We start from the raw sequence: 16,865 nt of genomic DNA, 5'->3' as shown, positions 1-16,865 counted from the left end.
TATGGCACGACAATCTTCTCTTTTTGTTTGTCAAAGCTGTGGTTCTCCTCAAACCAAATGGGTTGGACGCTGTCCTGCTTGTGAAACATGGAATTCACTCGTTGAAGAAACTCATGACTCTAGCCCTTTAACCAGGTCAAAAAAAGCTTCCAAACGTACAGCTTTACCTACGGAAGATCTTCAATCTTCCACCCTTTCACCGCCGCGCTTTCAATGCACTTTGAGTGAGTTTGATCGCGTGTGTGGAGGAGGACTTGTTCAAGGATCCGTTATTTTAATTGGCGGTGATCCCGGCGTTGGAAAGTCGACGCTGCTTCTACAAGTAGCCGCCCTTCTAAGCAAGAAACATCCCACCCTCTATGTTTCTGGAGAAGAAGCCATTGATCAAGTGCGTCTTAGAGCACATCGCTTAGGATTAAAAGATACGCCTCTAAAGCTTCTCTCAAGCACCCATATTCACGACATCATCACAACGGTGGAACAAAAAGAAACATCCTATAAATTGGCTATTATTGATTCTATACAAACAATGTACTCGGACGCAATCGACGCAGCTCCTGGAACCGTGAGTCAAGTTCGTCTATGCTGTCAGGAACTTATGCATCTTGCAAAAACAAAGGGTATCATCATTGTTCTGATTGGTCACGTTACTAAAGAAGGTACCCTTGCTGGTCCTAGAGTTTTAGAACATATGGTTGATGCAGTCTTGTATTTTGAAGGCGAAAAAGGTCATTCTTATCGTATCTTACGTGCAACGAAAAACCGCTTTGGTCCAACGGATGAAATCGGCGTTTTCGAAATGCGCACAGAGGGTCTTCAACAGGTCTGTAATCCATCGGGGTTTTTCCTTTCAGAACGGCAAGGTATGATGAGTGGTTCCGCTGTTTTTGCTGGAATGGAAGGAACGCGTCCCCTTCTCATAGAAATCCAAGCTTTAGTTTCGCCTGCTTCTTTTGGCACACCAAGACGGGCTGTCATCGGGTGGGATTCTGGACGTCTTGCCATGATTTTGGCTGTTTTGGAAACAAGATGTGGATTAAATTTTGGGACAAAAGACGTTTATCTCAATGTGGCAGGAGGCTTAAAAATATCTGAACCTGCAGCAGATTTGGCTGTTGCTGCCGCTCTCATGTCAAGTTTAACAGGCGTCACACTCCCTGGAGATGCAATCTTTTATGGTGAAATCTCTTTGACCGGCGAAATTCGATCAGTAAGCAATGGTGAGGGACGCCAAAAAGAAGCGCAAAAACTTGGTTTTAAGCACGCTTTTACACCACGTGAAAAGTCTTCGGCTCTCTTTGAACCAGAACGCTTTAAAAGTGAAAGCTTTTCATTTTTGAGGGATTTTGTATCCTACTTCCACACCCATGATACAAAAGGAGCGCGTTATGCCTGAAACTCCCCAAGAAATAGTTAGTGGCTTTAATGTCCTTGATGGAGCCTTATTGGCATTGATTGCCATCTCTGCTGTTATTGGTCTTATGCGAGGCTTTACCCGGGAGATTTTAGGAGTAATCAGTTGGGGAGGTGCAGTCATCACCACCACTTATATGCTTCCTTTATTGCGGCCATTGGCGCGTGGTTATATTAAAACAGCGATTCTAGCAGATAGTGTCTCTGGCATTATCATTTTTGTCGTGGCTTTAGCTCTTTTAATTCCTCTTTCTAAAATGATTTCCAAACGTGTGCTCGACAGTGCCTTAGGAGGGCTTGACCATTCTTTAGGACTTTTATTTGGCGTCATAAGAGGGGGTTTTATCCTTGCCCTCGGTTTTCTTTTGACGACTTTTGTTTGGAAGGATAATGAACGTTCTTACATGGTTAAATCAGCTAAATCATTCCCTTTCTTGACTTCTGGTGCAAAAACTATCAACAGTATTTTACCTTCTTCCTTTAAAGCCCCCACTGAACATGTTCAAGAACACACAAAAGGTCTTCAAAAATCAGTGGAGGCTATTAACCGCTTGAAAGAAATGGATCAGTTGGTTAAAACTCTTTCCAAGCCTAAAACTGCTCAATCTGATGATTCAGAAAAAGTACAAAAAGGCTATCGTGAAGACTACCGCTCAGAAATGAATCGGCTCTTTAAAACACAATAACCAGGTTGAAATTCCGCCCATGGCTGTGAAAATTAAAGACTTTAAGCTTCCTCTACAGCTTCTCGCTGTACTTATTTTCTCTGTCGTTTTTGGACCTATTTTACCAGAAACGGTAAAGTCCTTTCTTTTTGCGGTCAGCATCACAATTAAGGAATGTTTGATTTTTTCTCTTCCTTTCCTAATCTTTTCTTTTTTGTTCACAAGTTTGGGGCATCTCAAGAACAATGCATTGTTTTTTGCTGCACTTCTCATTGCTCTTATTTGTCTTTCAAATTTCACTTCCACAATGACCTCCTATGGGATTGGACGTTTTACACTGGAGACAATTGCTGTCCCCTGTGTACCAAAAGATTTTGATCATCCTTTAATGGCCCTATGGAATTTTAAGTTACCAAAACTCATCAGCAACGATATGGCTCTTTTCATTGGGTTTATTACTGGTCTTATCGCAACTTTTAAATTTCCACATTTACAAAAAAGTTGGGGGCAACATCTTCTAAAGGGAAGTTATTTTCTCTTGAGAAAAGTATTCGTTCCCTTGATGCCTATTTTTATTTTAGGGTTCTCTTTAAAACTGCAAAATGATCAAATTTTAAATGTCATTCTTTTAGAATATCCAAAAGTTCTTATGATCATGGCCCTTGTTTGCTTTGGATACATTTTTATTCTGTATAGTATTTTTTCCAAGCTCAACCTTTCAAAAGCTACAAAAAGTATCAGCAATATGAGCTCACCCATGCTTGCAGGTTTTAGCACTATGTCCAGTGCCGCCGCGATGCCTTTGACAATTTTGGCCTCTGAAAAGAATGTTGAAAGACGTGAAATCGTTGATGTGGTTGTTCCAGCAACCGTAAACATTCATTTGATTGGTGATTGTTTTTCCATTACTTTTTTTGCCCTAGCGGTTATGGTCTCTTTTGGTCAAGGTATTCCAGATCTCAGCACTTTTTTGATCTTTGCTGCCTACGTTGTTCTTGCCAAATTTTCTGTCGCTGCAGTGCCCGGCGGTGGCGTTCTCGTGCTTGTCCCTCTTCTTGAACAGCATTTAGGGCTCTCTTCATCCATGAGCTCTCTCGTCACGACGCTTTATGTGATTTTTGACCCTATCATTACTTCGGCCAATGTTCTCGGTAATGGAGCATTTGTCATAGGTTTTTCTAAGATTTATCAAAGATTTGAACGGTATTTAAAAGGCTAATGCACTTCTAAAGTACAGTTTTTGGCATTCACAGTAATCTCCATTGTATGAATATTCTGTGTCTTAGTGGGACTATATGAACAGATAAAAAACTCTTGGACACCTTTATTTTCTTGTCCTATTTTCACTCCTTTAAAAGAAGCCACCCAATAACGTGGATCCCCAAATATGACGAGAAGAGCCTCTTGATCCATTGATTTCTTTTCGACACTTCCTTGGCGCGGTAAAAGAAAAAGCGCGGAAGGGACAACGCCTTGTTTATTTTTGATATAAGCATGGGGTTCAATATATTGGTCTATATCAATTCCGTTATTTATAATTGTGATATTGACTTCCTTAGCCAGGACGACATTGAAAACCGTACTCATCATAAACACAAAAATATGAGTTTTAATTCTCATGGATTATTCCTGCTTGGCGCAAAAGACTTATATTTTTTCCATAGTCTGCATTTTTAAAAATAGCCGTCCCAGCAACAAGAACGTTTGCTCCACATTCAGTTACTTTTTTTGCAGTCTCACTATCAATACCGCCATCTACTTCAAGGTCTATTGATCTTGACCCAATTTTATCACGCACACGTTTTATCTTTTCTAACATGCTGGGAATGAATTTTTGTCCGCCAAATCCTGGGTTAACAGTCATAACCAAGATCAAATCAACACTCTCAATCACGCAATCAATGACATCTGGAGGAGTCCCCGGATTCAAGGCTAAACCAGCCTTTTTCCCTAAAGAACGAATGAAGTTAAGAGTACGATGAATATGGGGACCTGCCTCAGGATGGACTGTAATAATATCTGCCCCTGATTTAGCGAAGTCTTCAATATAGAAATCCACAGGAGAAATCATGAGATGAACGTCAAATGGTTTATCACTAAAAGGTCTAAGGGCTTTCACAAAAGAAGGACCCAAGGTAATATTGGGAACAAAATGACCATCCATTACATCCACATGGATAAAGTCTGCACCCGCCTTGGTTATAGCCTGAACTTCATCTCCAAGCCGTGCAAAGTCAGCTGATAGAATAGAAGGGGCAATTTTTAATGTTTTTTTTGTCATAGCACTTTATAGTAGCATCACATATTTTTAAGATGATTGTATCATGACTCGGAAAAAAATTCTCTACTTGGTTGCAGAAGATCACTATTTTTTAAGCCATCGCTTTGAACTGGCAAAAGCCTCTGTCAATCAAGGATTTGAAGTCGTCTTAGCAACGAATGTCAGTAAATATCTCCAACAAATCCAATCAGCAGGTATTCGTGTTGTTCCTTTAAAGCATTTTCATCGCAGCAGTTTAAACCCCTTTAAAGATTTAAAGACTCTTAAAGAGCTTTATAAGATCTATAAAAATGAACGTCCTGATATCGTACATCAAGTAGCTTTAAAGCCTGTTCTTTATTGCACTCTCATCGCGCGCATTTTAAAAATTCCCCATATAATTAACGCCATTGCAGGTATGGGACATGTTTTTACAGACCAAGGCTTAAAAACTCGAGGGTTACGCATTATCTTAAGCCAACTGTTTCGTTTTATTTTAAAATCTCCCCATCAACATATCATCGTACAAAATCCAGATGATCGACACTTGATCTTGAATCTCTGTTCCATAGAACCAACGCGCGTGGTTCTCATTCGAGGAAGTGGCGTAGACACCAAACTTTTCAAAAAATCCCCTGAAAAACCAATTGATAGCAAGGGTCCTAAAGTAGCTCTGGTCGCGAGGATGCTATGGTCAAAGGGTATTCGAGAAGCGATTGAAGCTCAAAAAATTCTTAAAGCCAAAAATAAAAAACTCCAACTTTTTTTCTACGGCAACAGTGATCCTAAAAATCCAGCCGCTGTTCCCAATGCCTTATTAAAAACATGGCAAAAAGAAGGATTAATCCACTGGGAAGGGCATTGTGATCACGTTCAGGATATTTATAAAGACACACATATTTCCTTACTGCCTTCATACAGAGAAGGTCTTCCCCGTTCTCTTCTTGAAGCTGCCGCTGCAGGTAAACCCATCATTACAACAGACACACCTGGCTGTAGGGAAATAGTTCAAGATGGCGTGAATGGTTTCTTGGTCCCCATAAAAAACCCACAAGCTTTAGCAAATGCTTTGGAAAGACTTATCGATGATAAACAATTGCGTCAAAAAATGGGACAAAAGGGACGAGAGCTTATTCAGAAAGAATTCTCAGATGAGATTATCATTTCCCAAACGATACGTCTTTATAAAGACAAAAGCGTTAAGGTATCGGCTACAACAGGCTTTCTTAAAATATGAATTTGATGCCAAATTGCATAAAATAGAAGCGTCCACGCTGCAAATTGAGCATGTTTATCTTTTGACATAAAAATGGCCTTTACGTCTTCTGGAGCAAATACTTCTTGAACTCCTGGCTGTCGAGCAACAAAAGGACCCACCCGCGTTGCTTTTTCAGCAATCCATTCTCCAACAGGCACAGTAAATCCGCGCTTTTTTGCAAAGGGCTCCGCGATGGGCAAATTCTTTTCAAGCCAATGACGTAGGAGCCATTTTCCATGACCCTTCGTAGCTTTTAATTTATCAGGCAGAGAAAAAGTATGCGCAGCCACGATGGGGTCTAAAAAAGGTGTCCGACCTTCAACGCCATGCGCCATAAGGCAACGATCTAATTTAATCATAAGACCATTTGCAAGCCAGGTTGCGCAATCAATGCTTTGAGCGACTTGCATTTTTGTGAACCCTCTTGAAGAATATTCTTTTTCGAAATTCATCAGAACAGACTTCCAGTGGTCGTCGATTTTTCCTGTATATTTAATTTTATCAAAGGTTCCAGAAACTTTGGTGATACGTCCCCCAAGCCAACGAGGAAGCCATGTTTTCCGATAGCGCCCATACCCTGCTAATAATTCATCGCCTCCTTCACCACACAAAACAACTTTAACGTCTTGCCGCGCCATCTCAGCCAACTTAAACGTGGGCAGAGATGCCATATCTAATTGCAAATCATCAACAGCAGAGGCGACTTTAGGAAGAATCTTCCAGAAATCCTGTTCACTAAAATCAATCTCCGTATGATGCGTACCAAAATGTTGTGCTAAACGCTTTGCTTGCTCACGCTCGTCATGCACTTTTGTTCCTGAAAAACCTACCGTATACGTTCGAATAGGTGTATCTGTATGACGCTTCATCATCGCTAAAACAGTCGCTGAATCTAGGCCCCCAGAAAGAAAGAGGCCATAGGGAACATCCGAACGCAAATGCACACCCACGCTATTTTCAAGAGCAGTTTCTAAATTTTTGAGAGCCTCAGGCAAGGTTACAGAGGCATTTACAGCTTCGGGTAAATGATTAAGGATAAAACGATCCACGATTTGACCATTCCTAACGATCAAAGTTTCCCCAGGATTGACTCTTTGTATATTTTTAAAAATTGGTGAAGATCTCAATGTATATCTCAGTTGAAAAGCTTCACTCCGAACCTCTGGATCAATTTCAGGCGTTAACAGTTCTGCTGCAAAGAACGCTTGCGGTTCTGAAGCAAAAGCAAAAAAATCTGGATGTTCAAAGAAATATAAAGGCTTAATCCCAAAGGGATCTCTGGATAAAATGAGGTTTTTCTGTGTTGGATCATACAAAGCTAAGCCATACATTCCTCTTAAGTGTTTTGTAAACTGCGCTCCCCATTTTTGATAAAGTGGTAGAATCGGTTCGCAATCTGAAGTCGTCTTAAAAGGGTAGTCTTTTAGTTCCTGACGCAATTCCACATAATTGTAGATCTCACCATTAACGACGAGAAGATTACCAGCCGTATCGACAAGAGGTTGATGCCCAGAATTAAGGTCAATGATTGATAGCCGTGTATGAACAAGCCCAACTTGATCTTTGATAAGGATCCCTTGATCATCGGGACCACGATGATGCAGGGCTTGGGCAATCTTTTCCAAGACGGTCGTCTTAGGTTTGGTCTTGCCTTTCATCATGATCCCTGCAATACCACACATCCACTAAACCCTTTTCTTATCAATTACACGCGCAAAGAATTCTCTGTATTTTTGGGTCACAATCTCTTTAGAGAACTTCTCTTTAAAGGTTTCTGCTCCCCCTTTTATGATGGTACTCCTCAATGTTTTATTTTGAATCACTTCTTGAATAGCCGTGGCTAAAGCTCCATCATCTTCAACAGGCACAAGCAAACCATTTTTACGATTTTCAATCAATCCAGCAGGACCAGCGCTGGCTGCAGCAACAATAGGGCTCTTATGAGACCATGCCTCAATAACCACGTTTCCTAAGGGCTCAATCCTTGATGGACAAACATAAAGATCTGCAGCATTGAAAAGCGGCGTTACTGAACGCTGCCAACCTATAAAACGAATACGCTCTAATACACCTTGTTTTTCAGCCAAGTTTTTCAAAAACCCTTCACGTTCTCCCTCTCCTGCAAGCCAAAGATAGGTATTATCCAAATACTTTAAAGCTTTAATGAGGACATCAAAAGCCTTATCGTCATGAAAACGTCCTAAAGAGAGGAGAAGCGGGACATCATCTGGCGTATTAAAGGCAGAACGAGGCATTGATTTTGTCGTGTCTGGCTCAGGGACAAAATTAGGCAAATAAACTGCATAATCCTTATTCCACCCCTTACCCAAAAAATAATTGAAGATATCCTGAGTATTACCAATTAAATAATCGGCTTTTTTATAGTACTTCAAATCGTAATATCCCCCCAAACGAGCAACATGTACAAAGGAGCCTTGAGGGCAGAGATGACTGGCACGGCTCATCCAAGTCATTACAATGTCTGGACGAAATTCTTTGATCGCTTCTTTGAAAAGACGACGGGTTTTTAGATCAAACAACGGCTTAAAGGGTGCAATCGTATAAGGTATTTTAGCTTGATCAAAGAGCTCCATCCGTTCAGCATGAGCCCTCATTAAGACTTGTTGAGACAAACCATCTGCATGAAGAGCTTGGATCAGGCGACCAAAAAATACTTCAGCTCCCCCCACCTCTGCTCCAGCCATGACTTGCAAAACCCTCATTTTCAGGGCCTCCTAAGAACCATAGCTGTTTTCATGAGATTTACTGCTGCTTTAAAAACATCTTCAGGTTTTAAAGAACTCATCAAACCTTCACTTTGACCTTGTTTATGAAGCTCCATCAAACGCTCATAGGGTTCGGGCGTTCTAATAAACGCCGTTCTGACCCCAAAAGGGGCATAATGTTCTGAACGACTCGGGCCAAATAGCCCAAGGGTAGGCGTTCCAACAGCTGCAGCCATATGCATTAAACCTGAGTCATTCCCTATAAACAAACTGCTATGTTTAAAAAGAGCCGCTACATCCAAGAGATCAATTTTACCCATGAAATCAAGAACACGCTCTTCTGGAAAAGACGCCAACAGTGGCAATACACGTTGGCGTTCATGGGGAGCCGCAAAAAAAGCAATCTTAGCGTCTGGTAGAGGGCCATCCGAAGCTATGAGAGCATTCAGAACTTTACTAAAATGTTCTTGAGGCCATTCTTTTCCTGGCCAATTTGCAGCAGGAGATAAAGCAATAATTGGCGCATCAAAAGGCAGCCATTTTTTGACTTCTTTCAATCTTCTTTCTGAAACCATGAGAGATGGCGCAGGAGGTGGAAATACTTTAATAAGATCACCTAACTGAGTAACACGATGTTTTAAGCTCGGAATGGAACGCCATACGACACGCTTTCCCGCCCAAAGAATATACGCCAAAATTGAACCACGCAAATCCACCACCAAATCCCAGCGCTTGTCAAAAGTTTGACGCCACAGATGAAGCCAATGACTAAGATTACGCTTATTACGAAGAACAATCAGTTTTTCAAGGTTCGGAATATCTGTAAAAAGAGGTGATGGAGGTTCACCACAAGCGATAGTAAGCGCTGCATTTGGATATTGGCTTAGATAATGATTAAGTATCCCTGTAGACAGAACGGCATCACCGATCCGCGTGGAAGTAATAAAAAGAATTTTGGGTTGACTCATCTATTCAATACTCTTTGCCAATAAAAAATTACCTTATTTGTTAAAGCTAAAAGGCAGCGCTTGCAAGCATTCCCTTATTAATTTTGTAGACCAAATGGCTTTTTTCTGATTATTAAATAGGTTGTGCCATGACTAAGCAGAATATTAAAGCTATTTCCCATACAAATCTGGGGCTTCTCAAAATTGACGGAGCCGATGCAGCGTCATTTCTTCAAGGTCTCATAACCAATGATATAAAAAAACTTACAGAGTCTAACGGTCTTTATACAGCTTTCTTGACCCCCCAAGGGCGTTATCTTTTTGATTTTTTTATAACAAAGCACACTAACACCCTTTTTCTAGAAGTATCGAAAGATCGTATTCCAGAGCTTTTAAAACGTCTGACACTTTATAAATTGCGTTCTGATGTTAAGCTCTTTGATATGAGTGATCAGTATGGTGTTTTTACTCTTGAGTTTCTCCAGACTCTTTCAAAAGAATTCAAAATTTATGAGGATCCACGTCATAAATCGCTCAACTACCGGGGTTATGGACCTCTGGATAGCTTCAATTCTCTGGACTGGCAATGGCTTCCTTATGAAGAATATGAAGTGAAACGTCTTACGCTTGGGATACCGGAAGGCATTATTGACCTCATTCCAGAAAAATCAATCCCTCTTGAGTGCAATTTAGATGAGCTGAATGCCATCGATTGGCAAAAAGGATGTTATCTCGGACAAGAGCTCACTTCTCGAACAAAGCATCGAGGTCTTGTACGCAAAAGGCTCTTTCCCTATCAGATAGAAGGAGGCGCTCTCTCCCCCTTTACCCCCCTTTACTTTGGGGGTGCACAGATTGGAGAGACACGCTCAAATAGAGGTTCTGTTGGTCTAGCCATGGTCCGTTTAGAAGCCTTAGAACAATCCACGATCCATGCACCAATAACGACAGAGCACAATAAAACATCCCTCTCTTTCACAGTGCCTTCTTGGCTCAACCTTGCTTAAGAAGCTTTTTCTATAAAGTTTTACTAACACCATCTAAAGAAAGCTGGCAGCCAAATTGATTGTGTAGCAATTGTTTGTTAAAGTTTTAAAGATAAACTCTCTTTAAACGACTAAAAATGTGGTAGGAATGCAGAATAAAATAAAAAAATCGTATCCAGTCATAGCCCTCTTGAGTATTGGATTGGTTGTGGTGGCCTTTCTCTGGTATTTTGAATGGCGCAATACCGAATCAACGGATAACGCTTATACGCAATGTAACTTTTCTGTTTTGTCCCCTAAGGTCTCAGGATACATCAAAGAGGTGTATGTGAATGACAACCATGTGGTGAAAAAGGGCCAACCATTGATTAAAATTGATGATCGCGATTACCTCTACAAAGTTAAATCTCTCGAGGCATCAATCAATGGTCTTAACGCAACCATAGAAAGTGTTACGAGAAAAATTGAGCTGCAACGGGATATCATCAAGCAGGCTAAAGCAAACATAGACAAGAGCCAAGCCAATCTTGACTTATCCAAAAAAGACTATGAACGCACCAAACACCTGGTAAAAGATGATTTCACGCCTCAACAGCAATTTGACGCTAGAAAAGCCGGATTTATTACGGCAAAATCCGATCGACTTAGCGCTGAAGCGAATTTAGAAGTTCAAAAAAAGCAACTTCAAGTTCTTGAAGCCAACCTTAAAGAGGCTCAAGCACAGCTAGAACAAGCGCATCAAAGTCTTAACCAAGCAAGGTATGACCTTGAAAACACGACCATGTGTGCTCCCTATGATGGCGTCATCGGGAACAAAAGCGCTCAAATAGGTGAATTTATTACCACTGGCAGACCTGCTCTCAGTGTTGTCCCTGTACACGACACTTATGTGGTAGCTAATTTCAAAGAAACACAAATTATGAATATGCGCCCTGGACAAAAGGCCCATCTCACCTTCGATACCTACCCTGGAAAAACCTTTGTTGGTAGAATCGACAGCTTATCACCTGCGACTGGCGCACAATTTAGTTTGCTCCCCCCTCAAAATGCCACGGGAAATTTTACAAAAATTATTCAACGCGTTCCGGTGAAAATCACCTTGGAGAATTCAAGCAAAGAGTGGGATTTATTGCGCCCAGGTTTATCTGTTTTTGTTAAAGTTGATACGCGCAGTACGCCGAAAGCATAGGTTGAAATTTGAGCCAATCAAAAAATACCCCTCCTCAAACAACGACAGAAAAAGATGTCACAGTAAAAGATTGGCTAGCTTTTATGTCCATGGTTTTTGGCATGTTCATGGCTATTCTCGATATTCAGATTGTCGCCAGCTCCCTCAATGAAATTGGTGCGGGGGTATCAGCCACCAACGAAGAAATTTCATGGGTGCAAACATCCTATCTCATTGCCGAAGTCATCATGATTCCCTTAACTGGGTTTCTTTCCAGACTTTTATCGACGCGCATTTTATTTACAATGTCTGTTATAGGTTTTTCTCTTTCAAGTCTTTTGTGTGCCCTGTCTTGGGATATCAATTCAATGATCGTTTTCAGAGCCTTACAAGGGTTTATTGGGGGCGCAATGATCCCAACGGTTTTCGCAACGAGTTTTCTTATGTTCCCTGACAGTAAGCGCGTGACTGTGAGCGTCGCCATTGGTCTCGTTGCCACGATGGCTCCTACACTTGGCCCCACAATTGGTGGCTATCTTACACAAACATTCACTTGGCACTGGCTGTTTTTGGTTAACGTCGTTCCTGGATTTGTCGTTGCTATCATTGTTTGGAGACTTGTAAATATCGATAAGCCCGATAAAAAGCTTTTAGAAGGCTTCGATTTCATTGGTGTCAGCTTCTTGTCTCTCTCTTTAGGGTCGCTTCAGTATGTTTTAGAAGAGGGTAACCGCAAGGACTGGTTCGGGAGCAACATCATTGTCACTTTTACAATAATTTCAGCAGGATCAGGCTTGATATTTCTATGGCGCGCGTTGACCTATGAAAAACCAATCGTTGATCTCACTGCCTATAAAAGCGTTAATTTTACTATTGGCTCTTTTTATTCTTTTGTTCTTGGTGTCGGTCTTTATGGATCAGTCTTTTTGCTGCCTTTATTTCTTGGAGAAATTAGAGGGTATAATAGCCTGCAAATTGGTCTTCTCATGATTGTAACGGGCGCTTTTCAATTTGTTTCTTCTCCCCTTGCCGGTTTCGTCTCAAAAATTTTAGATCTACGTCTCATGCTTTTCTTAGGTCTTTCATGCTTTGCTATGGGTGTTTATTTAAACAGTTCTTTGACTTCAGAAGCAGGGTTTTGGGAATTTTTTCTTCCTCAAGCTTTTCGCGGACTTGCTTTAATGTTTTGCTTTTTACCTATCAATAACGTTTCACTCGGCACTTTGCCACAACATCAAGTCAAAAATGCCAGTGGTCTCTATAACTTAATGCGCAATTTAGGGGGTGCCATCGGTCTTTCTGTCCTCAACACCATGCTCACGCAACGAACAAAAATGCACTACCAGTATATTTCAGAAAAGGTTAACACCTCACGTCATTTAGTCATTGATCAATTCAATACCCTAACCAGTCAATTATCTGCTATCCCGCCGGGCAAAGATTTAATGGTGGCAACAAAATACCTTTCAATGATTGTTCAAAAAGAAGCCGCAGTCATGGCGTTTAATGATTGTTTTATATTGATCACCTGTATCTTTTCCTTTTCCCTTTTGTTAACGCCATTTCTACAAAAACCACAATTAGCTATTGAGGGTGGGCATTGATTTCGGCAATTCTTCGAACACCATTTTATTGTGTTCTGTTCTGTTTTTCTCTGTCTTCTCTCAACGCCAGTTTGACGAAACTAGAAGACATTGAATATTGTTTAAGAAAAACGCCCCCTCCTAAAACGAAGCTTATCATTGGCGGTGTTCGCAAAAATTCTGACCCTCATTGGATCATCAGTGATGATGACAGTATAACGATTAATACAGATAAATACTGTGGCGCAGAGATCATTTCTAATGGATTAGTGGTCCATTGTATGACGCCTCACTACAAGGCATTTTTAGAAAGTGCAACGGGAGGAAATCGCTTACATGGCTTCATTCGTACAATTGTTTTTGAACATGTACTCTCAAGAATTACGCCAAGTCATTTAGAGAGCTTACCCTTGTATTTAGACGTTTTACCTCCAAAAGGTCACTTTGAGGCTTCAACGAACTGGTTCTACTCTCCCTATGCCCTTGAAGATATCACTGGCCTCGACCAAGATCCTCTTGACGCTTCTCATAAATCCTTTGCAGATATTCTTGCTGCTTTTGCAGAACAGCACCCGGATTTCGCGATCGAATCCTTTTCCACGCCACGCCTTATCACAACAATGAAAATAGAGTCAGAGATGATTGGAGCCTTTAGCAGAAAAGAGTCTCTTCTACACAAACTTTATACTTATTTGCATGATACACTGAATCTTCGTGACATAGAGTTCTTTGCGGAAATTACCAATGGAGGCCAAAGCGTTTTTACGCCTCTTTTTGCCTTTAAAGTCCGCGCCGTCAAAAACGCCGCTAAACTCTAAGCTTCTTCTATCTTGGAGAAGTCGACAACAGATTCTAAGGTGTTACGAATTAAGGCCAACGTATTCAGACGATTTTTACGTATCTTTTTATCTTCTACGTTTACCATCACCTTTTCAAAATATGTATCGATGACACTGCGTAAACTGGCGAGCGTCTTCATCACCTTTGTATAGTTATGATCGCTCAACGCTTTCTCAATATCTTTTTGGCTGCCGAGGAATTTTTCATAAAGAGTCTGTTCGGCTTTCTCTGCTAAGAGAGCTTTATCAACTTTTCCATCATAAGAAATTTTATCTTTCTGTTCTTCTATTCTGAGAATATTCGCTGCCCGCCGATAGCCCGCCAAAAGATTGACACTATTTGCATCATTGTTTTCAAAAAACTCTTTAAGAGCTATGACGCGTTTGAGCATCAATCCTAAAGACTCCTCCTTGCTGACAGCAAAAGTTGCAGCAATATAATCGTGACGAATGCCCCGCTCACGCCAATAAACTTTGATGCGATCCAGGAAAAAATCGAGCAGATTATTGGAAGTATCTTCTAAAAGTAATATCCCCTTTTGCTTCTTAAACTCATCTTTATAGAGCTCATAAGCTTCTTTAAAAAGATCTGTGAGACAAAGTTCTTCATCTTCTTCCAAAAGGCGAATAATGCCTAAACAAGCGCGCCTTAAAGCAAAAGGATCCTTTGATCCCGTCGGCTGCACACCGATAGCAAAGAAGCCCACCAAAGTGTCTAAGCGATCCACTAGAGCGAGGAGGCGACTTAAAGGATTTTTTGGACAAGGATCATCGGGACCTTTGGGTGAGTAATGTTCGGCAAGAGCTACCGCAATATTTTCAGAAAGACCTTCTGCTGCGGCGTAATAACGTCCCATAATGCCTTGGAGTTCAGGAAATTCCCGCACCATATCCGTTACCAAATCAGCCTTACATATCAGGGCTACTTTTTTAGCGTCTTCCTTTTTAACGCCAAAGTGATTAGCCAGAGATTGGGCAAGAGAACTCAAACGCTTAGCTTTCTCATCCATGGTTCCAAGGCGTGAACTAAAGGTAATCTCTTTCAGTTTTTTGGCGTGTTCTTCTAACGTTTTTTTCAAATCATTTTCATAGAAAAACTTCGCATCGGAAAGACGGGCTCTTAAAACGCGTTCATTGCCTCTCACCAGCACTTCACCTCTGTCTCGGGGATCCGTATTGGCAATAACAACAAAATGAGGGGCTAATTTCCCGCTGGAATTTTTTAAAGTAAAATAACGCTGATGAACACGCATACTTGTAATCAAAAGCTCTGGTGGCAACTCCATAAATTCTTTTTCAATTGAGCCCAAAAAGGCTTGCGGCCACTCCACAATCCCGACGATTTCTTCCAAAAGATCATCATCACGTTTTAAAGTCAGTTTTTTATCCTGCGCCTCGAGCAATTCTTTAATCTGCTCTTGGATAAGCTTGCGACGTTCATCCTGATCAAGGATAACGTTGCTCAGTCTTAATTTGTTTTTATACTCTTCAAAACTCTTCACTGTAAAAGAGCTCGGTGCCAACAACCGATGTCCTTGGGTCGTATCAGAAAAAATTATTTTAGGAGCTTCAGGATCATCGCTTTCGCCAAAACTCACTTCAAATTTAAGAACTTGATTATCAAAAATACAAATTCCCGATTGCAAAGGACGAACCCAGGTCTTGAGACCCCTTCCCCAATTCATGGATTTTGGCCAAGACATTTCATAGAGAATCTCTTGAATAATTTCAGGAATAATCTCAATGGTGGGTCGTCCAGTATTATGAACATCCGCAAAGTAAAAAGTACCTTTAGGGGTTACTTCTTGCCTGCACTCATTGATCTTTTTTCCCACAGATTTTAAGAAACCATCAATTGCAGCCTGGGGCGCATCCACACGAGGGCCACGTTTTTCTTCTGTTGTTGATGGTTGCTCTCCAGGAATGTCTTGAAGAACAACGGTTAAACGGCGTGGCGTTGAATACACTTTTGGTTTTGTGAATTGCAAGTGAGCTTTCATAAATTTTTCAGTTAAAAGCCTTAACAAGTCTTCCCGTGCACGGGTATGCATACGGGCAGGAATTTCTTCAGATAAGAGTTCTATAAAAAGTTCAGCCATGGAGAGACCGGGGGGTAAGATTTTTCAGATAAACTTCACAACAACCTTTAGCGAGCGTTCGTACGCGCTCAATATAGCTGGCACGCTCAATCACACTAATCACGCCGCGTGCATCGAGCAAATTAAATAAGTGACTGGCCTTTAAGCACTGATCATAAGCGGGAAGTGCCAAATTTTGATCAAGCAAATGCTTGCATTCTTTTTCAACATCTTTAAAATTTTGGAGTAATTTCTCAACGTTCGCATACTCAAAATTATAGGCGGAAAACTCCCGTTCATTACGATGGAACACATCGCGATACGTCATTTTATTGACCCCACTAGCTCCATTCCAATCAATATCATAAACGCTTTCAACCCCTTGGATAACTTGTGCAATACGCTCAAGACCATAAGTGATTTCTAATGGCACAGGATAACAGGCCATACCCCCCATCTGCTGAAGATATGTGTATTGAGTCACCTCAAGGCCATCACACCATACTTCCCACCCAAGACCGGACGCTCCTAAAGTGGGACCTTCCCAATTATCTTCAACAAATCGAATGTCATGGACATCAGAATCAATACCAATTTCTTTCAGGCTTTCTAAATATAGACTTTGGTTGTCTTCGGGAGAGGGTTTTAGAATTACTTGAAACTGATAATAGGATTGCAAACGATTGGGGTTATCTCCATAACGACCATCGGTTGGGCGTCTGGAAGGCTGTACATAAGCAACACGCCAAGGCGTTGGATCAAGTGAACGCAATGTTGTTGCTGGATGAAAAGTTCCCGCTCCCATCTCAACATCATAGGGTTGAATAATTACACACCCTTGTCTGGCCCAAAAAGCCTGCAATGTTAAAATAATCTCCTGGAATGATTTCTTTGGCTCAGCCATACCCGCATTCTCAAAATGTTTTATAGAGGTCAGAGCCT

Annotated in this window: 15 protein-coding genes; 8 read left to right on the top strand and 7 right to left on the bottom strand. The window is 41.1% G+C overall.

Annotated elements, in window-relative coordinates; genetic code table 11:
* Nucleotide 1: 1 nt before the first annotated feature.
* Genes radA through GQ61_RS07020 form a run of 3 tightly spaced genes read left to right on the top strand, consistent with a single transcriptional unit; the run spans nucleotide 2 to nucleotide 3,297 of the window.
* The gene (gene radA, locus GQ61_RS07030; RefSeq protein WP_085784648.1) at nucleotides 2–1,396 is read left to right on the top strand and encodes a DNA repair protein RadA; all 1,395 of its coding nucleotides are present in this window, start codon (nucleotides 2–4) and stop codon (nucleotides 1,394–1,396) included.
* On the top strand, nucleotides 1,389–2,099 hold the full coding sequence (locus GQ61_RS07025; protein WP_198157305.1) for a CvpA family protein: 711 nt from the start codon (nucleotides 1,389–1,391) through the stop codon (nucleotides 2,097–2,099). Before radA ends, GQ61_RS07025 begins: the two co-directional genes overlap by 8 nt.
* A 19-nt stretch (nucleotides 2,100–2,118) precedes the next feature.
* Nucleotides 2,119–3,297 (top strand): cation:dicarboxylate symporter family transporter, encoded by a 1,179-nt coding sequence (locus tag GQ61_RS07020; protein ID WP_085784646.1) that lies wholly within the window; start codon nucleotides 2,119–2,121, stop codon nucleotides 3,295–3,297.
* Here the strand turns inward: GQ61_RS07020 and GQ61_RS07015 are convergent.
* Entirely contained in the window at nucleotides 3,294–3,698 is a 405-nt protein-coding gene (locus GQ61_RS07015; protein ID WP_085784645.1) for a hypothetical protein, read from the bottom strand. The two genes, GQ61_RS07020 and GQ61_RS07015, sit on opposite strands and share 4 nt — an antisense overlap.
* Nucleotides 3,688–4,359, bottom strand: coding sequence for a ribulose-phosphate 3-epimerase (rpe, locus tag GQ61_RS07010; RefSeq protein WP_085784644.1), 672 nt, complete (start codon nucleotides 4,357–4,359; stop codon nucleotides 3,688–3,690). Before rpe ends, GQ61_RS07015 begins: the two co-directional genes overlap by 11 nt.
* Nucleotides 4,360–4,402: 43 nt before the next feature.
* Here rpe and GQ61_RS07005 point away from each other — a divergent pair, with 43 nt between their 5' ends.
* Complete coding sequence (locus GQ61_RS07005) at nucleotides 4,403–5,575, top strand: glycosyltransferase family 4 protein (protein ID WP_085784643.1); 1,173 nt, start codon at nucleotides 4,403–4,405, stop codon at nucleotides 5,573–5,575.
* Here the strand turns inward: GQ61_RS07005 and asnB are convergent.
* From asnB to GQ61_RS06990, 3 genes are read right to left on the bottom strand one after another with little or no spacing between them, the layout of a single operon-like run.
* Nucleotides 5,521–7,278: an asparagine synthase (glutamine-hydrolyzing) gene (asnB, locus tag GQ61_RS07000; protein ID WP_085784642.1), complete on the bottom strand. Its 1,758-nt coding sequence runs from the start codon at nucleotides 7,276–7,278 to the stop codon at nucleotides 5,521–5,523. The genes GQ61_RS07005 and asnB overlap by 55 nt on opposite strands.
* 3 nt (nucleotides 7,279–7,281) lie before the next feature.
* Nucleotides 7,282–8,319: a glycosyltransferase gene (locus GQ61_RS06995; RefSeq protein ID WP_085784641.1), complete on the bottom strand. Its 1,038-nt coding sequence runs from the start codon at nucleotides 8,317–8,319 to the stop codon at nucleotides 7,282–7,284.
* A 2-nt stretch (nucleotides 8,320–8,321) separates the two neighbouring features.
* The gene (locus GQ61_RS06990) at nucleotides 8,322–9,290 is read right to left on the bottom strand and encodes a glycosyltransferase family 9 protein (RefSeq protein WP_085784640.1); all 969 of its coding nucleotides are present in this window, start codon (nucleotides 9,288–9,290) and stop codon (nucleotides 8,322–8,324) included.
* Nucleotides 9,291–9,418: 128 nt separating this feature from the next.
* Here GQ61_RS06990 and ygfZ point away from each other — a divergent pair, with 128 nt between their 5' ends.
* The 4 genes from ygfZ to GQ61_RS06970 all read left to right on the top strand — a co-directional run bounded on the left by ygfZ (nucleotide 9,419) and on the right by GQ61_RS06970 (nucleotide 13,824).
* Nucleotides 9,419–10,276, top strand: a complete 858-nt coding sequence (gene ygfZ, locus GQ61_RS06985) for a CAF17-like 4Fe-4S cluster assembly/insertion protein YgfZ (RefSeq protein WP_085784639.1) — start codon at nucleotides 9,419–9,421, stop codon at nucleotides 10,274–10,276.
* Nucleotides 10,277–10,403: 127 nt separating this feature from the next.
* Nucleotides 10,404–11,444 carry an HlyD family secretion protein gene (locus GQ61_RS06980; RefSeq protein WP_085784638.1) on the top strand — a complete coding sequence of 347 codons (1,041 nt, stop codon included), beginning with the start codon at nucleotides 10,404–10,406 and terminating at the stop codon, nucleotides 11,442–11,444.
* Nucleotides 11,445–11,452: 8 nt separating this feature from the next.
* The gene (locus GQ61_RS06975) at nucleotides 11,453–13,027 is read left to right on the top strand and encodes a DHA2 family efflux MFS transporter permease subunit (protein ID WP_198157303.1); all 1,575 of its coding nucleotides are present in this window, start codon (nucleotides 11,453–11,455) and stop codon (nucleotides 13,025–13,027) included.
* Nucleotides 13,024–13,824 carry a hypothetical protein gene (locus tag GQ61_RS06970; protein WP_085784637.1) on the top strand — a complete coding sequence of 267 codons (801 nt, stop codon included), beginning with the start codon at nucleotides 13,024–13,026 and terminating at the stop codon, nucleotides 13,822–13,824. Before GQ61_RS06975 ends, GQ61_RS06970 begins: the two co-directional genes overlap by 4 nt.
* Here GQ61_RS06970 and glyS read toward each other — a convergent pair.
* Nucleotides 13,821–15,944: a glycine--tRNA ligase subunit beta gene (gene glyS, locus GQ61_RS06965; protein WP_085784636.1), complete on the bottom strand. Its 2,124-nt coding sequence runs from the start codon at nucleotides 15,942–15,944 to the stop codon at nucleotides 13,821–13,823. The two genes, GQ61_RS06970 and glyS, sit on opposite strands and share 4 nt — an antisense overlap.
* Nucleotides 15,937–16,827: a glycine--tRNA ligase subunit alpha gene (locus GQ61_RS06960; protein ID WP_085784635.1), complete on the bottom strand. Its 891-nt coding sequence runs from the start codon at nucleotides 16,825–16,827 to the stop codon at nucleotides 15,937–15,939. Before GQ61_RS06960 ends, glyS begins: the two co-directional genes overlap by 8 nt.
* Nucleotides 16,828–16,865: the final 38 nt, after the last annotated feature.

Origin of the sequence: Candidatus Nucleicultrix amoebiphila FS5 (assembly GCF_002117145.1) — a bacterium.
In the GTDB taxonomy this organism is placed as follows: Bacteria; Pseudomonadota; Alphaproteobacteria; order Caedimonadales; family Nucleicultricaceae; genus Nucleicultrix; species Nucleicultrix amoebiphila.
The sequence above is the reverse complement of the archived record's forward strand: the minus strand, read 5'-3'. Positions and strand labels throughout refer to the sequence as shown.